Raw genomic sequence first — 18,204 nt, 5'->3', positions numbered from 1 at the left:
ACCCGAGCCTGCGAGGGCCGAACGCAGGAGCAAAGCCTTTTGGTTCCTTTTTGGCGTCTGAAAAAGGGACTCGCCGTAAGGGCGAAACCGCCAGCCGCAGCACCCGAAGCAATGGATATGTACCCAGCGCGAAGATCAACCCTTTCGATTACCCACCTGAATATTCGTCAGCCCCACCCGCTCCGCCTGCTCCATCACCTGCTCCGGCGTCGAATCCGCCGACGGCATGAGCAGACTGTTCTCCGCATCCCCCAAATGCAACTGCAACAAATGCATCGCCGCCTCATGCTCAGCCAGTTGCACCTGCTTCAACTCAAGCTCATAACTGCGCGGCTCACCATTGAAGCGATACTCCAAAACAAAAACAGCCATCGTCTCATCCTCGAAGAAAATCAAAACAACTGCATACCCTGACCGACCGGTCAGCTTATTAGTTCAACCGCATCGCTTGCCGGGCAAACTTTTCGCGGCGCCGGGCGTCCCTTGCATACACTTCCCGAAAAGCTGATCACAGCTAAGGACTGGCAATGACCTTCTTCATCTTCCTTCTGGCCTGCGCAGCAGCGGCAACCACCGGCGTCATGTTCAAACCGGGCGCGTGGTACGAAGGCCTGAACAAACCCGGCTTCACCCCGCCCAACTGGGCGTTTCCGGTGGCCTGGACGATCATTTATCTGCTGCTGGCCTGGGCCGGCTATCGCTTGAGCCTGATCCCCGGCAGCCAGACCGTGCTCGCCCTGTGGGCCGCGCAAATCGCCTTGAACACACTGTGGACGCCGGTGTTCTTCGGCGCGCATCAAGTGTTGGCGGCGATGGTCATCCTCACGCTGCTGTGGCTAGTCGTCGCGGCGATGGTGGTGATGGCGTTGCAACTGGACCTGATCACCGGGCTGATCCTCTTCCCGTATCTGGCCTGGCTGTGCGTCGCCGCGGCACTGAACTTCTCTATCCTGCTGAAGAACCGCACATGACGGCCCCTGCGCCTTGGCCGCAAGGTGAGCGTGAGCTGGCGCAAGTGCGCGCGTTCAACCGCAAGCTCGCCTGGCTGCCGCGCTTCAAGATCCGCAACCGCCTGACGCCGCGCCTGATCCAGGCGCTGCTGCGCGTCAGTCAGGTCGGCGGCGCGAGAAAGCTACGCGAGCGGGATTTGACCGCCGAGCTAAAAATCCTCGACACCGTGCCCGTGCGGATCATCCGGCCCAAAGGCCAACCGCGCGGCGTGGTTCTGGATTTTCACGGCGGCGGCTGGGTCATCGGCAACGCGCAGATGAACGACAACTTCAACACCGCCATCGTCAATCAGTGCGAGGTGGCGGTGGTCTCGGTCGATTACCGCTTGGCCGTTTCAGCCCCGGTCGAAGATCTGCTGGACGATTGCTTGCGCGCCGCGCGCGGGGTGCTGAATGACGCCGAGTTCGCCGGATTGCCCGTGGTGGTGGTCGGCGAATCGGCCGGCGCCCATCTGGCCGTCGCAACGTTGCTCGCATTGAAAGCATCGCCCGAATTGCTTCGACGCATTCAAGGTGCACTGCTGTATTACGGCGTCTACGACCTGACCGGCACACCCAGCGTACGCAACGCGCCGGCCGAGACACTGGTGCTCGACGGTCCCGGCATGGTCGACGCGTTGCGCCTGCTGACCCCCGATCTGAACGATACACAACGCCGCCAGCCACCGTTGTCGCCGCTGTATGGCGACTTCAGCGACCTGCCCCCGGCATTGCTGTTTGCCGGTGAACTCGACCCGCTGCTTGACGATACGCTGCTGATCGCCGAGCGCTGGCAGCCCTCGGCGCCGGTTGAGCTGCATGTATTACCGGCGTCGCCCCACGGGTTCATTCATTTTCCGACGGCCATCGCTCAGGGCGTGCTGGCTTACAGTCGGCAGTGGATCTCGAAACGTGTCGAGAGCGCTAAGACGTGATGACGCGGCTTCAGTGAAGGTTGGGTACTCGCGCATCGCTTTTACCCCCTTGAAACAGCCTGCAATACCCGTTTTCCTCAAATTGCCGGTGTTCACCCGCCAACCGCTGATTTTCTGCCTAGACTTGTTTTTGTTCCGGCCTGCGCATGCACTCAATGCATCAAGCCATCCGAAAACAAAAACAAGAGGAAATCCGTAGATGCTCAGATCCCTGTATACCGCGCTGGCCTGCGCGTTGGCGTTAGGCACAATGAGCCCGGCCATGGCGGCCGATCCGGTGATCATCAAGTTCTCGCACGTCGTCGCCGACCAGACACCCAAAGGCCAGGGCGCCTTGCTGTTCAAGAAACTGGTGGAGGAACGCCTGCCGGGCAAGGTCAAGGTCGAGGTCTATCCCAACTCCTCGCTGTTTGGCGACGGCAAGGAAATGGAGGCGCTGCTGTTGGGCGATGTGCAGATGATTGCGCCGTCGCTGGCCAAGTTCGAGCAATACACCAAGAGCCTGCAGCTGTTCGACCTTCCCTTCCTGTTCAACGACATCAACGCCGTCGACCGCTTCCAGCTGAGCCCGCAGGGTCAGGGGCTGCTCAAGTCGATGGAAAGCAAGAACATCACCGGTCTGGCCTATTGGCACAACGGGATGAAGCAACTGTCGGCCAACAAGGCGCTGCGTGTGCCTGCCGACGCCCGTGGCCTGAAATTCCGCGTGCAGGCCTCTGCCGTGCTCGAAGAACAGTTCAAGGCCGTGCGTGCCAACCCGCGCAAGATGAGCTTCGCCGAGGTGTACCAGGGCTTGCAGACCGGCGTGGTCAACGGTGCGGAAAACCCCTACTCGAATATCTACAGCCAGAAGATGCACGAGGTGCAGAAATTCATCACCGAATCCAATCACGGTGTGCTGGATTACATGCTGATCACCAACACCAAATTCTGGAACGGCCTGCCACCTGACGTGCGCAGCGAACTCGACAAGATCGTCGTCGAAGTCACCGCCCATGTGAACAAGGAGGCGCAGCAGCTAAACGAGAGCGACAAACAGCGCATCCTCGCTGCCAAAACCACGGAAATCATTACCCTCACGCCTGAAGAACGCGAGCAGTGGCGCGAAGCGATGAAACCGGTGTGGAAGAAGTTCGAGGCCGATATCGGCCCTGACCTGATCTCCGCCGCCGAAGCCGTCAACAAGGCTCAGTAATCGCATGGCAGGCGCTGCCGGGGCGGCGCCTGCCAGTCTTGACTCGACGTGAGATGCCCGCCATGAAAGCGCTTCGGCGAATCTGGGAACACTTCGAGGAAGGTTTTATCGTCTTCCTCCTGGCTGCGATGACGCTGGTCACGTTCGTTTACGTGATCCTCAACAACTTCTACAGCCTGTTTTACTGGCTTGCCGATCAATGGCCTGCGGCAAGCTCCCCGTTGTTCGCCATCGGCGACGGCATCATGGGAATGGCGCAGGCGATGACCTGGAGCACCGCCCTGACCAAGGCACTGTTTGGCTGGCTGATCTTTTTCGGCCTGGCCTATGGCGTGCGCACGGCCGGGCACATCGGCGTTGATGCGCTGGTCAAACTGGCCCGTCGTTCGGTGCAGAAATACATCGGCATACTCGCCTGCCTGTGCTGCCTGGCCTATGCCGGGGTGCTATGCATTGCCAGTCTGGAATGGATCGCGACCTTGATGAACGCCGACATCGGTGCCGAAGATCTCGGCCACTTCGGCATCATGCAATGGCATATCGGGCTGATCGTGCCGGTGGGTTTCGCGCTGATTTTCATCCGTTTTGCCGAAATCCTCGTGCGCATACTGCGCAACTGTCAGACCGGACTGGGCCTGGCCGATGAAGCCGCCGACGCGCTGAAACTCGCCGAGCACGAGGGTGACAAGCCATGACCATCGCCTTCCTGTTCGTCGCGCTTTTCGCTTTGATGTTCATTGGGGTGCCCATCGCCATTTCCCTCGGCCTGGCCGGGTCGTTGACGATCATTTTCTTCAGTCCCGATTCCGTACGTTCGCTGGCGATCAAGCTGTTCGAGACCTCGGAGCATTACACCCTGCTGGCGATTCCGTTTTTTCTGCTCGCCGGCGCGTTCATGACCACCGGCGGGGTTGCCCGTCGCCTGATCGACTTCGCCAATGCCTGTGTCGGGCACATTCGCGGCGGCCTGGCCATCGCGGCGGTGCTGGCGTGCATGCTGTTTGCCGCCCTCTCCGGCTCAAGCCCGGCGACCGTGGCAGCGGTGGGCTCGATCGCCATCGCCGGCATGGTCCGTTCCGGTTATCCGCAGGCCTTCGGGGCAGGGATCATCTGCAACGCCGGGACGCTGGGCATTCTGATTCCGCCGTCGATCGTGATGGTGGTGTATGCCGCCGCCACCGAAACCTCGGTCGGCAAGCTGTTCATGGCCGGGGTGATACCGGGCCTGCTGTTGGGCACCGCGTTGATGGTGGCGATCTACATCGTCGCAGTGAAAAAGAACCTGCCCGCCCTGCCCCGCGCCACGCTGCGTGAATTTCTCGCCACGGCGCGCCAGGCCATCTGGGGCCTGTTGCTGATGGTGATCATCCTCGGTGGCATTTATTCCGGAATGTTCACCCCCACCGAGGCGGCGGCCGTGGCAGCGGTCTACTCGGCGTTCATTGCGTTGTTCGTCTACAAGGACCTGACGTTTCGCGAGACGCCTAAAGTGCTGCTCGAGTCAGCCAAGCTGAGCATCATGCTGATGTTCATCATCGCCAACGCCATGCTCTTCGCCCATGTGCTGACCACCGAACAACTGCCGCAGCAGATCACCGCCTGGGTGATCGAAGCCGGCCTGACCCCGGTCACGTTCCTTTTGGTGGTCAACATTGTGCTGCTGATTGCCGGTGCGTTCATGGAGCCGTCGGCGATCATCCTGATTCTGGCGCCGATTCTGTTCCCCATCGCCATGAAACTGGGCATCGACCCGATTCACCTGGGCATCATCATGGTGGTCAACCTGGAAATCGGCCTGATCACGCCACCGGTTGGCCTGAACCTGTTTGTCACTTCGGCGGTGACCGGCATGTCCTTGCCCGCGACCATCCGGGCGGCGATGCCCTGGCTGATGATTTTGCTGCTGTTCCTTATATTGATTACCTACGTACCGTGGATTTCACTGGTATTGCCGACCTGGCTGGGGATGAGCTGATGCCCGCACCCGTGCCGTGCAGCGCTAAAACACTCTGCTGACAACCATAACAAGACGGAGAGATTGCCCATGCGAGTCAAAACACGCTTTGCCCTGTTGGCCGCCGCCACCCTGGCATTGAGCAGCGCGGCACAGGCCGCGCCGGTGTTCATCAATATCCTGACCGGAGGCACCAGCGGGGTGTATTACCCGATCGGCGTCGGCTTGTCGCAGATCTACAGCGACGGCATTGCCGGTTCGAAGACTTCGGTGCAGGCCACCAAGGCCTCGGTGGAGAACCTCAACCTGCTACAGGCCGGTCGTGGCGAGTTGGCGCTGGCCTTGGGCGATTCGGTGGCGGATGCAAAAAACGGCGTGGAAGACGCCGGTTTCAAAGCGCCCCTGACCAAACTGCGCGCCCTCGGTGGCGCCTACCCGAATTACATTCAGATCGTCGCCAGCCAGGAATCGGGAATCAAGAGCCTCGCCGATCTCAAGGGCAAGACCATCTCGGTCGGCGCCCCCAAGTCCGGAACAGAACTCAACGCCCGGGCCATTTTCAAAGCCGCCGGCCTGACCTACGAGGACATGGGCAAGGTGCAATACCTGCCCTTCGCCGAATCGGTGGAGTTGATCAAGAACCGCCAACTGGACGCCACACTGCAATCCTCCGGATTGGGCATGGCGGCGATTCGCGACCTGTCTTCGGTGATGCCACTGAACTACATCGCCATCCCGCCTGACGTGGTCAGCAAAATCGGCAACCCGGCGTATCAGAGCGCGATGATTCCGCCCAACACCTATGACGGTCAGGCCGAAGCCGTGCCGACCGTGGCAATCACCAACATCCTGGTGACACGCGCCGACCTGCCCGACGAGGTCGTTTACCAAATGACCCGACTGCTGTTCGAGAACCTGCCGCGCCTGGGCAATTCTCATTCGGCCGCCAAGGACATCAAGCTGGAGACGGCGGCGAAAAACCTGCCGATCAATCTGCACCCCGGTGCCGAGCGCTACTACCAGGAAAAAGGCGCGTTGTAACCGCCCCAAGGCCAGTGGCGATTCGAGCGTCGCCACTGGCTTCTTCCAGCGTAGTCATGAGGCAGCCGCCAATGAGCGATGAGCATCACGGCATTTCCGCGAACCCGCGGGACTGGCCAAAAGCGCTGTTTTACGTAGCGCTGCTGTTTTCGATATTCCAGATCATCACCGCAGCCTTTGCCCCGATCTCCAGTCAGGTGCTGCGCGCGGTGCACGTCGGCTTCCTGTTGTGGGTGGTCTTTCTCAGCTACCCGGCTTACGGCCAGAGCCGCCCCTGGCAACCACTGGCCTGGCTCCTCAGCCTGGCAGGCATCGGCGCCGCGCTGTATCAGTGGGTGTTCGAAGCGGATCTGATCCAGCGTTCCGGCGACCTGACGCCGACCGACATGCTCGTTGGCGTGGTGCTGATTGCACTGGTCTTCGAAGCCGCGCGGCGGGTAATGGGCATTGCGCTGCCGATCATCTGTGGCTTGTTCCTCGTCTATGGCCTGTTCGGGGAGTACCTGCCCGGCGAACTGGCCCACCGCGGCTACGGCGTCGACCAGATCATCAATCAATTGTCGTTCGGCACCGAAGGGTTGTACGGCACCCCGACCTACGTGTCGGCCACCTACATCTTTCTGTTCATCCTGTTTGGCGCGTTTCTCGAACAGGCCGGGATGATCAAGCTGTTCACCGATTTCGCCATGGGCCTGTTCGGCCACAAGCTGGGCGGGCCGGCCAAGGTCGCTGTGGCCTCGTCGGCGTTGATGGGAACTATCACCGGTTCGGGGATCGCCAACGTGGTGACCACCGGGCAATTCACCATTCCGCTGATGAAACGCTTCGGCTACCGGGCGGCGTTCGCCGGCGGCGTCGAAGCCACGTCCAGCATGGGCAGCCAGATCATGCCGCCAGTGATGGGCGCGGTGGCGTTCATCATGGCGGAAACCATCAACGTGCCGTTCGTGGAAATCGCCAAGGCCGCCTTGATCCCGGCCATCCTGTATTTCGGTTCGGTGTTCTGGATGGTCCATCTGGAAGCCAAACGCTCCAACCTGCAGGGCTTGCCCAAAGAGCAATGCCCCAGCGCGTTCGGCGCGGTCAAGGAGCGCTGGTACCTGCTGATCCCGCTGCTGGTCCTGGTTTACCTGTTGTTTTCCGGGCGCACGCCGCTGTTTTCCGGGATGGTCGGCCTGGCCTTGACGGCGATTGTGATTCTCGGCTCGGCGATCATTTTCAGGGTGCACAGCTTCGGTCTGCGTTGTGCGTTCTGGATCGCATTGGGTGTGCTGTGCACAGGCTTTTTTCAGCTGGGGATCGCGGTGATTTTCGCCGTCGTGGCGGTGCTGTTGCTGGTCTGCGCATTGATCAAGGGCGGTCGGGAGACCCTGCTGATCTGCCTGCACGCATTGGTCGAAGGTGCACGCCACGCGGTGCCGGTGGGCATTGCCTGCGCGCTGGTCGGGGTGATCATCGGCATCGTTTCGCTCACTGGCGTCGCGTCGACGTTTGCCGGCTACATTCTGGCCATCGGCCGCGACAACCTGTTGCTGTCGCTGATCCTGACGATGATCACCTGCCTGGTGCTGGGCATGGGCATTCCGACCATTCCCAACTACATCATCACCAGTTCGATTGCCGCCCCGGCGCTGCTGGAACTGGGTGTGCCGCTGATTGTGTCGCATATGTTCGTGTTCTATTTCGGCATCCTCGCCGACCTCACTCCACCGGTGGCGCTCGCCTGCTTTGCCGCTGCGCCAATCGCCAAGGAAAGCGGCTTCAAGATCAGCCTGTGGGCGGTGCGCATTGCGCTGGCCGGTTTCATTATTCCGTTCATGGCGGTCTATAACCCGGCGTTGATGCTGCAAGGCGACAATCTGTGGATGAGCGCTTACATGCTGCTGAAAACCGTTCTGGCGGTCGGCCTGTGGGGTGTCGCGTCTACGGGTTTCCTGCAACGCAAAATGGCAGTGTGGGAGCGTTTGCTCAGTTTCGCTGCGGGGGCTTTGCTGATCGTCGCGCTGCCGCTGACCGATGAGATCGGCTTCGTCCTCGGCATTCTGGTGCTGTTCCAACACGTCTGGCGATCCCGCCGCGCCGGGCTGGCGGCGGCATGATCGGTTTGTGCCTGGGGCTGGCCGGCAGCCTCTGGGCGCAACTGCCGGTGAGCCATTTCACCCTGGCGTGGAATCACAGCATCGAGAAGATTCGCTGGGAAGAAGATTACCGCGTCAGCGCCGAAGGCCTGATGCTGCAAGAAGCGCGGGTACGCGGCAACGGTGCCGGCATGGACATCCCCGATGACGCACGACTGGACAACGGCAGTTGGCACTTCCAGCGCCGCTTGCCGCCCCAACAACCACTGAAACTGGGGCGCGCACCTGAGGCGGGCGATTATCAGTTGTGCTTCGAGGGCGACTGCCAATCGATGAGTCAATGGGTCGGCGCCCCGACCAGCGCGCAACCGTTCATTGAGCTGTGGAGCTGCGAGATCGCCGGATAATCGTCATTCAGCGCCCGCTCCTCTTTTGCATGGAACCCTGCGTTCACCAGCGTTCTCTATCGCAGAACCAACGGAGGAGGAATTCCCTATGATCGCCCCTGAAACCGGTATGAAGCCGGGTGAGCGCTATCGCATTGACAGCGTCGAGCGCGCGCCGCAGTTTCCTGGCTTTTTCCTTGACGGCAAGTATTACCTCGGCCCCGAACTGCAGACTGCGGTCGGTTGGCTCGAAGGCCAGACGTTTGTCTACGACATGCTCGATCCCAACGGCGAGCCGATCTATCCCGACCGGGTCGTCGGACGGATCGAAGCGCTGACGCTGGTGATGAACGACGGGTTGCGCCTGGCGGTTGAGTCGGTGCCCTACGAAGCGGAAAGCGTGACGCAAGCCCCGCCTTCACCGGCGCCTGAAACGACCTCGCCCAGGCAATCGGTGGCCAGCCCGCGCCTGGCGGGCAAACTGGTGGTCATCACCGGTGCCTCCAGCGGCATTGGCCGGGCGACCGCGCATGCGTTTGCCGACGAGCATGCACGGCTGGTGCTGGCCGCGCGTGACGGCGAGGCGCTGGCCGAGGTGGTTGATGAGTGCGCAGCGCGGGGTGCACAAGCGCTGGCGGTGCGCACCGATGTCACCTCCAACGAGCAAATGCAACAACTGGCCGAGCAGGCGGCGGAATTTGGCAATGGCCGTATCGATATCTGGATCAACAATGCCGGTGTTGGGGCGGTGGGCGATTTTGCGCAGACGCCGCTGAAAGTACATGAACAGGTTCTGCAGACCGACCTGCTTGGTTATCTGCGCGGCGCCTACGTCGTGTGGCCTTATTTCAAGGCGCAGCAACAGGGGATTCTGATCAACACACTGTCGCTCGGCAGTTGGGTGGCGCAGCCGTATGCGGCGGCGTATTCGGCGAGCAAATATGGCTTGATCGGTCTCACCGAAGCCCTGCGCGGCGAACTGGTCGGCCAGCCGGATATTCATGTCTGCAACATCTATCCGGCAGTCATCGATACCCCGGGGTTTCGCGACGGCGCCAACTACACCGGCCATGCGCTGAAGCCGCCACCGCCGATTTATGATCCGCAGCAAGTGGCGAGCGCAATGGTCAATTGCGCGCTCAAGCCAAAACCGCAGGTGACGGTCGGCAGTGCGGCAACCCTCGCTCGCGTGGCGCACTTTCTGCTGCCGGGGTTTTCGCAGTTGTCGGGCTGGCTGACCCGCCGGGGCATCCAGCGCAGTCCGGCCATTGAAACGTCGTCGGGGAATTTGTTCACACCCCCTAGCGGCGAGCGGCGCGTCGAGGGCGGCTGGCGCCAGCCGACAAGACCCTCACCGCTGCTGGTGGCTGGCGCCGCGATGCTGGTCGGTGGCTGCCTCCTGGCGATCAATCGATCACGCGGACGCCACCGCTAGCCAGCTTCCGGCGAGCGGTGGCGCGATAAAGCGTCACTGCTCGCGGGTTACCGTCAACGCCACCACAGCGATGCGCTCGGCGAGGGCGTATTCGGGTTTGACCAGTTCTTCACCGAACACGTCCGGGTCAAGCTCTTCATAAGTCCACGCATACCTGCCACCGGCCACCAGCGGTTTGATCGCTTCGAGGAAAGGATCCTGCCCGACCTGAATCGCCACGCCGGTGTAGACCAGCAACGTCCCGCCGAGCGCCAGACGCGGCAGTGCTTCGCGCACGATACGCACTGACAGGCCTTCGCCCAGCGCCCCGCCACCGTGGCGATAGGCACGCTGATGCTGATCGTTCATGTACGGCGGATTGGCGATGATCAGATCGAACTCGCCCTCAACGCTGGCCAGCAGATCGCTGTGGTACGCCGAGACGTTATCAGCCCCGGCGAGTTCCGCGTTGACCGCGGTCATGCGCAGCGCCTGCGGATTGATATCGACGGCCAGCACTTCAGCCTCGCGCCGCGCCCGGGCAATGATCACCGCGCCTGCCCCGCTGCCGCAGCCAATGTCCACCGCACGTTTGATCGGAGCGAAGCGTTGCTGTAGCTGCGCCTGGATGGCGCGGGCGAAGCGATAGGTATCGGGGCCGAAAAACACCGCATCGTTGGCGGTGGTGGGAAAAGCCGAATGCACAAACAAGCGGTCATTGAGCGTCGACCAGCGCACGTTGCTGCGCCACAGCGAACCTTGCTGCTCGATGATGCCCGCCTGCTCGAGCTTGCCCAGCTCATCCGCTGATAACAGCTCGCTGGCAAACGGCATTGACCACCCGAATACATCGCGCAGGTCCTTGGCCAGCGGGCTGGCGAAGCGTTGACAGACCCGTTCGTGGGTCAGCGGTGTCGGAGTGATAAATCGATAACCGCTGTCCTGCAAGCGTTTACCCAATTCGAATAGCGTTCGATCCGAAGTTTCCTGTAGCGACATGCAGCCTCCTGTGGTCAACGCAAACGGTCACGCAATTGAATAAAACGCCGGGTCGCAAACAGCCCGGCCGGACGCCAGTGCCGCTGCGGTTGCAGCCAGGGTTGCAGCTTGTGCATCTGTTCCACAGGCGGCAGATTTTCCAGGCTCTTCTCCAGCGTGCGCTGCTCGGTATCAGCGATTTCGATTTGTTCATCGGCTGCTGCGCCTCGGCGCGCGACATAGGGCCGGTGCGCGTTGTCCGGGCAGTCACCGGTAATCCAGTCGCTGAGCAATTGTTTTTCGTAACCGTTGAATACCCCGAACATCACCGCTTCGCTGCCCTCGATCAGGCGCCAGAAACGGCTTTGCTCAACCGGTTGGCCACGCTTGATCCAACTCTTGCGCTCCAGCGCCGCGAGGAAATCGGCCATCTGCCCCGGCGCCGCCAGCCACTGGTTGATGGTGCGGTCTTCGATCCGGCAATAGTCGGAATGCATGTGCTGGCCGAAGATTGCCTTGCGTTCGAGCATCGACACCACCGCGCGCTGCAGATCGAACTCCTGAATGACCGCCGTCGAGCCCTTGCCCAGATCGTTCAGGCGATAACCGACGGTCATGCGCCGGTAAAAATTGTCGCGCTCCGGGCCTGCCGGGATCAGCCGCAACAGCGCCTGCACGGCCTTGCGCGCATGGCCGGTGCTGGCATTATCGATGGTCACGTGCAGGCGGAAATATTGCGGGTCGATGCCCAGCTCGGCCAGTTCGTACGAGCTGATCAACAGGTGCAGAGGTGGCTGTTCGTAGCCAAGGTTGTAGCCGATGACTTCCGGCAGAAACTCATCGCCGAAACGCCCCAGCGCCAGTTGCAAGGCGCCCTGCAGAAAGTACTCATCGGCCAGACCTTGCAGGTCAGCGCAATCGTGTTCAGCCAGCAGCTTGCGGTAGATCACCACATGGTTCTGCCGTGGGAGGCCGTCGCCCAACTCCTCGAGATAGGTATCGAGCAGGTAGTCGAAACGCTGGTCCTGCCAGTGCGCAGGAATGCCCGCCAGCCAGGCGCCGTCGACCTCTTTGGTTGGCGCCACATGCTGAAGGAAATACAGCGCGTGGGACTTGTTGCGAAAATAGCGCCGGTCCGCACCCTGCTGACGCGCTGACAGGTACTCCGCATATAGCGCCGCGACATCGGCACAGTGCGCCTCCGACCATTGCGCCAATGCCTCAGGCTCCGATGGCAGATCCAGCGGCAGCTCGGCGGCCAGCTGCAATTGTTGGCGAAGCAGATCGTAGGCAATCCGGTCAACCGCAGAATCTTCCGCCAACAGCCGATCATAAAGATCGTGATAAGAGACCGGTTGCAACACGGCCCTCTGTGAAGACTTCTTGATCGGGATGTCGATCAGCGTCATGGCAGCTCCCCTCATCAAATGCATGCTCATAAACGAGAGAGTCGCCGCCGGTTAAAATAATTCCTTTTTTCAGCGCAGCGACGGAGCCAACGGTACATCCCTCACTGCTGCCGTCATTCGCCCGCGGAAAATGCCTGGACAGCACAAACTGCCCAGGTAAATTCCTGGCTTTTTGCGGCGAATCGCGTGAGCAAAAGCGCGATTACTTTTTCTCTTCGGCCGACTCGCCTTGCTGTATCTGCAACGAAGCCTTGCTCTTGTCGCCTTCCTTGTTGGGCGCATCGTTCGAGCCTTCGAAGCAGCCTTGCAGCAGCAACATCGAGCAGAAACCGAGGCATACGCAGAGGGTTTTCATGGGTGTCTCCTGACGGGGTTGGGGAACAGGTTGATTACGCCGTCGCCGGTTCGGCGGTGGTGGCGCTATCGGCACCGGGTTCAAGCTTGACCTTGATCCAGCCGTGCTGATGTTTATCGAACGCCTTGAACGCCGATATCGCATCGGTCAGCGGTTCGTCCTGTGTGATGACTTTGGCCGGGTCGACGCGACCGGCCAAGGTCATTTCGATCAGCTTGGGAATGTACTTGCGGTGGTGACAGTTGCCCATGTTCAGGCGCAGGTTCTTGTTCATCGCCGCGCCGATCGGGAAGCTGTCGAACCCGGCCGGGTACACGCCGATGATCGACACAGTGCCGGCCTTGGCCACCGCCTGCACCGCCCATTGCAGGGCTTGCGAGGGCTCATCGCCCGGCTGCCATTGCGCCGGTTCGTGAGCGCCATGGTGGGCGTGATTAGCGTCGATGCCGACCGCATCGATGGCGCAATCCACGCCAATCTCGCCGGTCAGGCGGGCGATGGTTTCAAGCGGGTCTTCCTGTTCGAAATTGATGCACTCAGCGCCCAATGCCTGCGCCCGAGCAAGACGATCTTCGAGGCCATCGATGGCGAACACGCGGCCAGCGCCCATCAGTTTGGCGCTAACGATAGCGAACAGCCCGACCGGGCCGCAGCCGAACACGGCGACGGTATCGCCGTCTTTGATTTCGGCCATCTCCGCACCAAACCAGGCGGTGGGCCAGATATCCGACATGGCGATGGCCTGGTCGTCGCTGATGGCATCGGGGAGTTTGATCAGACCGATGTTGGCGAACGGAATACGCGCTTTTTCGGCTTGCAGGCCGTGGAACGGGCCGGTGGTTTTCGGCCCGCCAAAGAACGATGTGCCGGCAGTTTTGCCGTTGGGGTTGGCGACGTCGCACTGGGCGAAATAACCGGCACGGCAGTAGGCGCAGTTGCCGCAGGCAATGGTCGACGGGATCAGCACGCGGTCGCCGACCTTTAGATTGCGCACGTCACTGCCCAGGGCTTCGACGATGCCCACGCCTTCGTGGCCGAGGATGGTGCCGGGTTCCATGTCGGGGGCGCTGCCGCGGATGAAGTGCAAATCGGTGCCGCAGATGGCTGAGGCGGTGAGCCTGACGATGGCGTCGGTCGGGGCCTGGATTGTCGGGTCCGGAACGTCGTCCAAGCGTATGTCGCCGATACCGTGAAAGACGATGGCTTTCATTGTCTTCTCCCGTTGGGTGGTGGGTTTATGGGTTGAGGTGCGGGTGGGCGGCAAGGTTTCATCGGGGTTTGGGGTGGGCTGATTAATGGTCGGGTTTTTTGGCGACATGACGATGGATGCCCTACTTTAGTTTCGCGGTGATTCACCCCCTCACCCCAGCCCTCTCCCCCAGGAGAGGGAGCCGATCGAGGTGGGTTTCGCGATTGCGTACGACTCGGTATTGCGCGTTGCCGTAGCTCTCGCATTCCCCGCGATCAGTCCCCTCTCCCTCCGGGAGAGGGCTAGGCGGGCGGCGTTCCGATGAGGGGCTTTTGATCTTCTTCCACGGACCACCGGTAAACTCGTTGGAATTTTTTCCACGCCCCCCGACTCCTTTGGCTATGAGCCTAAGGAGGAACTCATGAGTCGTACGGATATTTTCACCATTGAATACTTGCTTCACGGTCAACCCCGGTCGTTTGTCATCCGCGCCAAAAACATGAGCAACGCGGATGCGTGGCATTGGGCGAGTTGTGACGCGGGTATTGCGCCGATTCCCAAACCAGGGAGACCACCGCTGAAGGTCATTTCGAAACCGCAGGCAGAACGGTTTGGCATCACCGAGGTTAAATGGCGCGAGACTACCGCTTTGGTGTGGACGGAGGCTTCATCATGACTTCAACGACGTCATCGGCTGGCTTTTCAACTGAGGATGAGGACGACGAACCGGCGCGGATCAACGCCTTGTTTTACGAAGCGGACCGCCTTGAGGAAATCGCCTACCGACTGTTCGATGAGAGCAGTCGCAATGCGGCGATGTGGGAGCATTTCAACCAGGCCAAGGCTGTGGCCGACGCCAAGCGCACCGAGGCGTATCAGGCCTTCATGCAGTTGCGCAGACGCTCGCGAAGCTGACCGTTGCAAACGCTGAAAAAACAACACCCGCCCTTCGACGGGTGTTGCAGGTGTGCCGTTCAGCCCTTGCTGTGTTCCGGCGATGACGGCCCCTCCTTGACCCCGCGCGGGCCGGCGATGCCCCAGACGATCAGGCCCAACACCGGGAACACGATCAGGCCGATGGCCCATGCGGCTTTGGTGCCAACGCTTTTCTCGCTGCGAAACACACTGACAATCGCCCACAGGTCGACCAGCAGAATGATCACCGCGACCGCTATCGAAAAGTAACTCGTTGCCTCGTTCATGGCGCACTCCTCCAATGACTGGTATGCATTGGGTTGCGCGATCAAATCAGCGTTCAAAAAATCCTGCATAAGGCGGATAGCCGTGATCTGCCAAGCTGAATCGGCCCGTGCAGCAGATCCGAATCCATTCCCGATCTGGGGCTTGCTGATGAAACTTCTGTCTTGGCCGGACGATCTCCTGAACATCACAAAACCGGGAGAGCAACCATGAAATGCTACCTATGCGGACTCAACGCACAGAAAACCGACGAGGCCCATGGCGGCCAGCTCGTCGACTGTTCCGACTGCGGCATTTACCGGGTTTCAGGCCTTGTACTGAAAGAGCTGGGCGCAAAAAGATTCAACTTCACCAAGATGCGTGATGACTTGCATCGGCAAAGGCAGTTCAACGCCACGCTGGTCGCCGAAATCAATACCGAGACCGCAATCTGGGCGTAAAAAAGCCCGGTTTCCCGGGCTTGTCGTCAGCCATGCTTGACCAGATTCAGCGCCGGTAACGGGCCACCGGGGAACTGCGCCAGTTGGCCCTGCTGCACGCCGCCCAGATCGATGCCGTAAAAGCCAAGGTCGGCGATCAGCGCCGCGACGCGCTCTTTGCTGGCAGCGTGTTCACCAGAGTAAAACAGTACCCGTTTGCCGCCTTCGGCGGCCGGGTTACTCAGCAAAGCCGCCAACAGATGATTGAAGGCTTTGACGACGTGTGCGCCGGGCAGTAGCTGCGCAATCACTTGCGAGGACGGTACGCCGTGCAGATCGACCGGCTGAAACAGCGGCGCTTCGATCGGGTTGTTGGTGTCGATCACAATGCGCCCGTCCCATGACCCCAGATCGCGAACCGCCTCAGGGATTTTCGTCCAGTTCACCGCGAGGAAAACCATATCCGCCCGGCTGGCTTCCTGCGCTGTCACCGGCCGCGCCAGCGGCCCCAACTCGTTGGCCAGGTCGGTCAGGCTCTGCGGCCCACGGCTGTTGGCGATGTTGACCGGCAGACCGGCGTTGACGAGCAATCGTGCGATGGCCGAGCCGATGGCGCCGGTGCCAATAATGCTGATCGTGTGCATGTTGAAGCCTCGTATTGATGTGTGAAGTTGATGAGGCTATGAGACGCTTTTTGACCTTCCACAAGTAGTGGGAGCTGACTAGAATCACTTTCAATCAATGCTTGAAGGTTTAAGTATGGAAACGCTGGGCAATCTGCTGTCGTTCGTTCGCAGCGCCGAGTCCGGCAGCTTCTCCGCCGCTGCCCGACGCCTGGGCCTGAGTCCTGCCGCGGTCAGCCGTAATGTCGCGCAACTGGAAAGCAATCTGGGGGTGCGTCTGTTTCAGCGCAGCACCCGCAAACTCACCCTCACGGAAGCGGGCGAGCGCTTTCTGGCCAATGTCGTTTCGGGACTGGACAGCGTGCAAGCCGCGATTGCCGATGTTGCTGGCAATGTGGGAGCGCCTTCCGGCGTTCTGCGTCTGAGCGCGGCGCCGGGGTTTGCCAAAGATTTTCTGCTGCCGCTGATGCCCGATTTTCTCGAGCTATATCCTGCGGTGATTCCCGAATGGCACGTCGACAACCGGCAGGTCGATCTCATTGCCGAAGGGTTCGATGCAGCTATCGGTGGTGGCATCGAACTGGCCCAGGGCGTGGTCGCCAGAGCCGTCGCTCCGGCCCATCTGATCCTCGTGGCGTTGCGCCAATATCTGGCAGTTCACGGGCATATCGAGCGCCCGGAACAACTGCCGACCCTCGATCACCTGGCCATGCGCTCTGTGCAGACAGGCAAGATTCGCAGCTGGATGCTGCAGGGCCCCGACGGGCAACGCGCGCCACTGGAGATCACTCCACGCTTGCTGGTCAATGATCCGCAGGCGTTGTGTCAGTGCGCGCATCTGGGCTTGGGCGTCGCGCTGCTGGCGGTGCCGGATGTGTTGCCGTACCTGCAGGACGGCACGCTGGAGAGGGTTTTGCCGGACTGGCATGTCGACGCCGGGCAGATCTACCTGTATTTCTCCAGCCAGAAATTATTGCCGGCCAAGACCCGGGCATTCGTGGATTTTCTGGTCGAGCGTGCCCGCGCAGATCGCTGGCAAACCCGACTGGATGCCCGGCCATCGTCCGCACATACCGGTGCTCACATCCGGTAATGCTCCAGCAGAAAATCGACGAACAAACGCACTCGCGCTGGCATCGCCGGACCGCCGACGAACACCGCATGGATCGGCTCGTCATCGCCCGGATTCCAGGTTTCCAACAATGAAATCAACTCGCCACGCTGCAGATCCTCTTTCACGCTGAACTCGCCGATCCGCGCGATACCGGCGCCGCCCCGCGCGAGCTGCGCCAATGCTTCGCCGCTGTTGCATTCGATGCTGCCGCTGACCTTCAAGGAAAACACCTGGCCGTCGCGAATGAACGGCCAGTTGGGTTCGGCGCGGCGAAAGTTGAAGCGCAGGCAGTTGTGCCGCAGCAAGTCCTCCGGTTCCTGCGGGGTGCCGTGGCGCTCAAGATATTCGGGCGAAGCCACCACCACCTGACCGGTGACGCCGAGTCTGCGCGCGGTCAATGGGCTGTCCGGCAAATGCCCGAAACGCACCGCGACGTCGGCCTGGCCACCGAGAATGTCGACGACTTCATCGCCCAGGGTAAGGTCGACCACGATGTTCGGGTAACGCGCGCTGAAGGCGGCAACCAACGGTACGATCGCCAGCCGCCCATGCACGAGGGCGGCGCTGACCCGCAAGCGGCCTCGCGGCACGCCCTGATCGGCGATGGCCTCTTCGACCTCGGCCATGTCGGCCAGAATGCGCCGGGCGCCACGCAGAAACGCCTCGCCTTCGGCAGTAAACGTGAGCGCCCGAGTGGTGCGCAAGAGCAGGCGCGTGCCAAGACGCTGCTCGGTGCGCGCGATGATCCGGCTGACTGCCGACGGTGTCAGCCCCAATGCGCGCGCAGCGGCCGACAGACTGCCTTCGCGCGCCACCGTGACGAACACGTCCATTTCACCTGATCGACCACCGACGTCCATTTGTGATTCCTGCGCAAAGGTGATTGCCAAAATCGCGGTCTACCGCCGCAAACGCTCGCATCGTA

At 61.1% G+C, this 18,204-nt stretch carries 21 protein-coding genes; 13 read left to right on the top strand and 8 right to left on the bottom strand.

The genetic code is table 11. The features are described 5' to 3' along the window. Positions 1-135: 135 nt before the first annotated feature. Positions 136-372: a hypothetical protein gene (locus ACYYKW_RS21645; protein WP_464991115.1), complete on the bottom strand. Its 237-nt coding sequence runs from the start codon at positions 370-372 to the stop codon at positions 136-138. A gap of 155 nt (positions 373-527) precedes the next feature. On the opposite strand from ACYYKW_RS21645, the gene tspO reads away from it, so the two are divergent. The 9 genes from tspO (at position 528) to ACYYKW_RS21600 (ending at position 10,013) form a co-directional block, all read left to right on the top strand. Next, on the top strand, positions 528-971 hold the full coding sequence (gene tspO, locus ACYYKW_RS21640) for a tryptophan-rich sensory protein TspO (RefSeq protein WP_464991114.1): 444 nt from the start codon (positions 528-530) through the stop codon (positions 969-971). Next, a complete protein-coding gene (locus ACYYKW_RS21635) occupies positions 968-1,924 on the top strand; it encodes an alpha/beta fold hydrolase (protein WP_464991113.1) in 957 nt (318 codons plus the stop codon). The genes tspO and ACYYKW_RS21635 overlap by 4 nt, the downstream gene beginning before the upstream one ends. 199 nt (positions 1,925-2,123) lie before the next feature. Next, positions 2,124-3,119 (top strand): TRAP transporter substrate-binding protein, encoded by a 996-nt coding sequence (locus tag ACYYKW_RS21630; RefSeq protein ID WP_336355651.1) that lies wholly within the window; start codon positions 2,124-2,126, stop codon positions 3,117-3,119. Between the two features lie 62 nt (positions 3,120-3,181). After that, on the top strand, positions 3,182-3,814 hold the full coding sequence (locus ACYYKW_RS21625) for a TRAP transporter small permease (protein WP_464991112.1): 633 nt from the start codon (positions 3,182-3,184) through the stop codon (positions 3,812-3,814). Further along, entirely contained in the window at positions 3,811-5,094 is a 1,284-nt protein-coding gene (gene dctM, locus ACYYKW_RS21620) for a C4-dicarboxylate TRAP transporter large permease protein DctM (RefSeq protein ID WP_093101200.1), read from the top strand. Before ACYYKW_RS21625 ends, dctM begins: the two co-directional genes overlap by 4 nt. Positions 5,095-5,163: 69 nt before the next feature. Continuing rightward, the gene (locus ACYYKW_RS21615) at positions 5,164-6,114 is read left to right on the top strand and encodes a TAXI family TRAP transporter solute-binding subunit (protein ID WP_464991111.1); all 951 of its coding nucleotides are present in this window, start codon (positions 5,164-5,166) and stop codon (positions 6,112-6,114) included. Positions 6,115-6,185: 71 nt separating this feature from the next. Beyond that, positions 6,186-8,213 (top strand): TRAP transporter permease, encoded by a 2,028-nt coding sequence (locus ACYYKW_RS21610; protein WP_464991110.1) that lies wholly within the window; start codon positions 6,186-6,188, stop codon positions 8,211-8,213. Then, entirely contained in the window at positions 8,210-8,599 is a 390-nt protein-coding gene (locus ACYYKW_RS21605) for a DUF1850 domain-containing protein (protein WP_464991109.1), read from the top strand. Before ACYYKW_RS21610 ends, ACYYKW_RS21605 begins: the two co-directional genes overlap by 4 nt. 88 nt (positions 8,600-8,687) lie before the next feature. Beyond that, a complete protein-coding gene (locus ACYYKW_RS21600; RefSeq protein WP_464991108.1) occupies positions 8,688-10,013 on the top strand; it encodes an SDR family oxidoreductase in 1,326 nt (441 codons plus the stop codon). Between the two features lie 33 nt (positions 10,014-10,046). Here the strand turns inward: ACYYKW_RS21600 and ACYYKW_RS21595 are convergent, their stop codons facing one another. From ACYYKW_RS21595 to ACYYKW_RS21580, 4 genes are all read right to left on the bottom strand, one after another. Further along, on the bottom strand, positions 10,047-10,991 hold the full coding sequence (locus tag ACYYKW_RS21595; RefSeq protein ID WP_093101190.1) for a methyltransferase: 945 nt from the start codon (positions 10,989-10,991) through the stop codon (positions 10,047-10,049). A 14-nt stretch (positions 10,992-11,005) separates the two neighbouring features. Continuing rightward, complete coding sequence (locus tag ACYYKW_RS21590) at positions 11,006-12,379, bottom strand: iron-containing redox enzyme family protein (RefSeq protein ID WP_464991107.1); 1,374 nt, start codon at positions 12,377-12,379, stop codon at positions 11,006-11,008. Between the two features lie 202 nt (positions 12,380-12,581). Then, positions 12,582-12,734, bottom strand: a complete 153-nt coding sequence (locus ACYYKW_RS21585) for a hypothetical protein (protein ID WP_157720699.1) — start codon at positions 12,732-12,734, stop codon at positions 12,582-12,584. A gap of 34 nt (positions 12,735-12,768) precedes the next feature. Further along, positions 12,769-13,944, bottom strand: a complete 1,176-nt coding sequence (locus tag ACYYKW_RS21580; RefSeq protein WP_464991106.1) for a zinc-dependent alcohol dehydrogenase — start codon at positions 13,942-13,944, stop codon at positions 12,769-12,771. Between the two features lie 400 nt (positions 13,945-14,344). Between ACYYKW_RS21580 and ACYYKW_RS21575 the strand changes: the two genes are divergently transcribed. Next, positions 14,345-14,599 carry a DUF6555 family protein gene (locus ACYYKW_RS21575; protein ID WP_090283857.1) on the top strand — a complete coding sequence of 85 codons (255 nt, stop codon included), beginning with the start codon at positions 14,345-14,347 and terminating at the stop codon, positions 14,597-14,599. Then, a complete protein-coding gene (locus ACYYKW_RS21570; RefSeq protein ID WP_090283859.1) occupies positions 14,596-14,838 on the top strand; it encodes a hypothetical protein in 243 nt (80 codons plus the stop codon). Before ACYYKW_RS21575 ends, ACYYKW_RS21570 begins: the two co-directional genes overlap by 4 nt. Positions 14,839-14,897: 59 nt before the next feature. On the opposite strand, the gene ACYYKW_RS21565 is transcribed toward ACYYKW_RS21570, so the two are convergent. Continuing rightward, positions 14,898-15,125 carry a PLD nuclease N-terminal domain-containing protein gene (locus ACYYKW_RS21565; protein ID WP_090283861.1) on the bottom strand — a complete coding sequence of 76 codons (228 nt, stop codon included), beginning with the start codon at positions 15,123-15,125 and terminating at the stop codon, positions 14,898-14,900. 207 nt (positions 15,126-15,332) lie between these two features. Between ACYYKW_RS21565 and ACYYKW_RS21560 the strand changes: the two genes are divergently transcribed. Then, the gene (locus ACYYKW_RS21560; RefSeq protein WP_093101183.1) at positions 15,333-15,563 is read left to right on the top strand and encodes a hypothetical protein; all 231 of its coding nucleotides are present in this window, start codon (positions 15,333-15,335) and stop codon (positions 15,561-15,563) included. 26 nt (positions 15,564-15,589) lie between these two features. Here the strand turns inward: ACYYKW_RS21560 and ACYYKW_RS21555 are convergent, their stop codons facing one another. Continuing rightward, positions 15,590-16,186 carry an NADPH-dependent F420 reductase gene (locus ACYYKW_RS21555; RefSeq protein ID WP_464991105.1) on the bottom strand — a complete coding sequence of 199 codons (597 nt, stop codon included), beginning with the start codon at positions 16,184-16,186 and terminating at the stop codon, positions 15,590-15,592. A 115-nt stretch (positions 16,187-16,301) separates the two neighbouring features. Between ACYYKW_RS21555 and ACYYKW_RS21550 the strand changes: the two genes are divergently transcribed. Next, positions 16,302-17,258: a LysR family transcriptional regulator gene (locus ACYYKW_RS21550; protein ID WP_464991104.1), complete on the top strand. Its 957-nt coding sequence runs from the start codon at positions 16,302-16,304 to the stop codon at positions 17,256-17,258. Here ACYYKW_RS21550 and ACYYKW_RS21545 read toward each other — a convergent pair. After that, positions 17,246-18,139: a LysR family transcriptional regulator gene (locus ACYYKW_RS21545; protein ID WP_336355643.1), complete on the bottom strand. Its 894-nt coding sequence runs from the start codon at positions 18,137-18,139 to the stop codon at positions 17,246-17,248. The two genes, ACYYKW_RS21550 and ACYYKW_RS21545, sit on opposite strands and share 13 nt — an antisense overlap. Between the last annotated feature and the right edge of the window lie 65 nt (positions 18,140-18,204).

The sequence above is a fragment of the Pseudomonas sp. 15C genome, assembly GCF_055484735.1.
Note: the sequence above shows the minus strand (reverse complement) of the source record. Positions and strands in the feature narration are given on the sequence as shown.

Bases quoted from the DNA above. Each gene is read 5' to 3' on its own strand.
- ACYYKW_RS21645 (WP_464991115.1), bottom strand. From the start codon at position 372: ATGGCTGTTTTTGTTTTGGAGTATCGCTTCAATGGTGAGCCGCGCAGT.
- tspO (WP_464991114.1), top strand. From the start codon at position 528: ATGACCTTCTTCATCTTCCTTCTGGCCTGCGCAGCAGCGGCAACCACC.
- ACYYKW_RS21635 (WP_464991113.1), top strand. From the start codon at position 968: ATGACGGCCCCTGCGCCTTGGCCGCAAGGTGAGCGTGAGCTGGCGCAA.
- ACYYKW_RS21630 (WP_336355651.1), top strand. From the start codon at position 2,124: ATGCTCAGATCCCTGTATACCGCGCTGGCCTGCGCGTTGGCGTTAGGC.
- ACYYKW_RS21625 (WP_464991112.1), top strand. From the start codon at position 3,182: ATGAAAGCGCTTCGGCGAATCTGGGAACACTTCGAGGAAGGTTTTATC.
- dctM (WP_093101200.1), top strand. From the start codon at position 3,811: ATGACCATCGCCTTCCTGTTCGTCGCGCTTTTCGCTTTGATGTTCATT.
- ACYYKW_RS21615 (WP_464991111.1), top strand. From the start codon at position 5,164: ATGCGAGTCAAAACACGCTTTGCCCTGTTGGCCGCCGCCACCCTGGCA.
- ACYYKW_RS21610 (WP_464991110.1), top strand. From the start codon at position 6,186: ATGAGCGATGAGCATCACGGCATTTCCGCGAACCCGCGGGACTGGCCA.
- ACYYKW_RS21605 (WP_464991109.1), top strand. From the start codon at position 8,210: ATGATCGGTTTGTGCCTGGGGCTGGCCGGCAGCCTCTGGGCGCAACTG.
- ACYYKW_RS21600 (WP_464991108.1), top strand. From the start codon at position 8,688: ATGATCGCCCCTGAAACCGGTATGAAGCCGGGTGAGCGCTATCGCATT.
- ACYYKW_RS21595 (WP_093101190.1), bottom strand. From the start codon at position 10,991: ATGTCGCTACAGGAAACTTCGGATCGAACGCTATTCGAATTGGGTAAA.
- ACYYKW_RS21590 (WP_464991107.1), bottom strand. From the start codon at position 12,379: ATGACGCTGATCGACATCCCGATCAAGAAGTCTTCACAGAGGGCCGTG.
- ACYYKW_RS21585 (WP_157720699.1), bottom strand. From the start codon at position 12,734: ATGAAAACCCTCTGCGTATGCCTCGGTTTCTGCTCGATGTTGCTGCTG.
- ACYYKW_RS21580 (WP_464991106.1), bottom strand. From the start codon at position 13,944: ATGAAAGCCATCGTCTTTCACGGTATCGGCGACATACGCTTGGACGAC.
- ACYYKW_RS21575 (WP_090283857.1), top strand. From the start codon at position 14,345: ATGAGTCGTACGGATATTTTCACCATTGAATACTTGCTTCACGGTCAA.
- ACYYKW_RS21570 (WP_090283859.1), top strand. From the start codon at position 14,596: ATGACTTCAACGACGTCATCGGCTGGCTTTTCAACTGAGGATGAGGAC.
- ACYYKW_RS21565 (WP_090283861.1), bottom strand. From the start codon at position 15,125: ATGAACGAGGCAACGAGTTACTTTTCGATAGCGGTCGCGGTGATCATT.
- ACYYKW_RS21560 (WP_093101183.1), top strand. From the start codon at position 15,333: ATGAAATGCTACCTATGCGGACTCAACGCACAGAAAACCGACGAGGCC.
- ACYYKW_RS21555 (WP_464991105.1), bottom strand. From the start codon at position 16,186: ATGCACACGATCAGCATTATTGGCACCGGCGCCATCGGCTCGGCCATC.
- ACYYKW_RS21550 (WP_464991104.1), top strand. From the start codon at position 16,302: ATGGAAACGCTGGGCAATCTGCTGTCGTTCGTTCGCAGCGCCGAGTCC.
- ACYYKW_RS21545 (WP_336355643.1), bottom strand. From the start codon at position 18,139: ATGGACGTCGGTGGTCGATCAGGTGAAATGGACGTGTTCGTCACGGTG.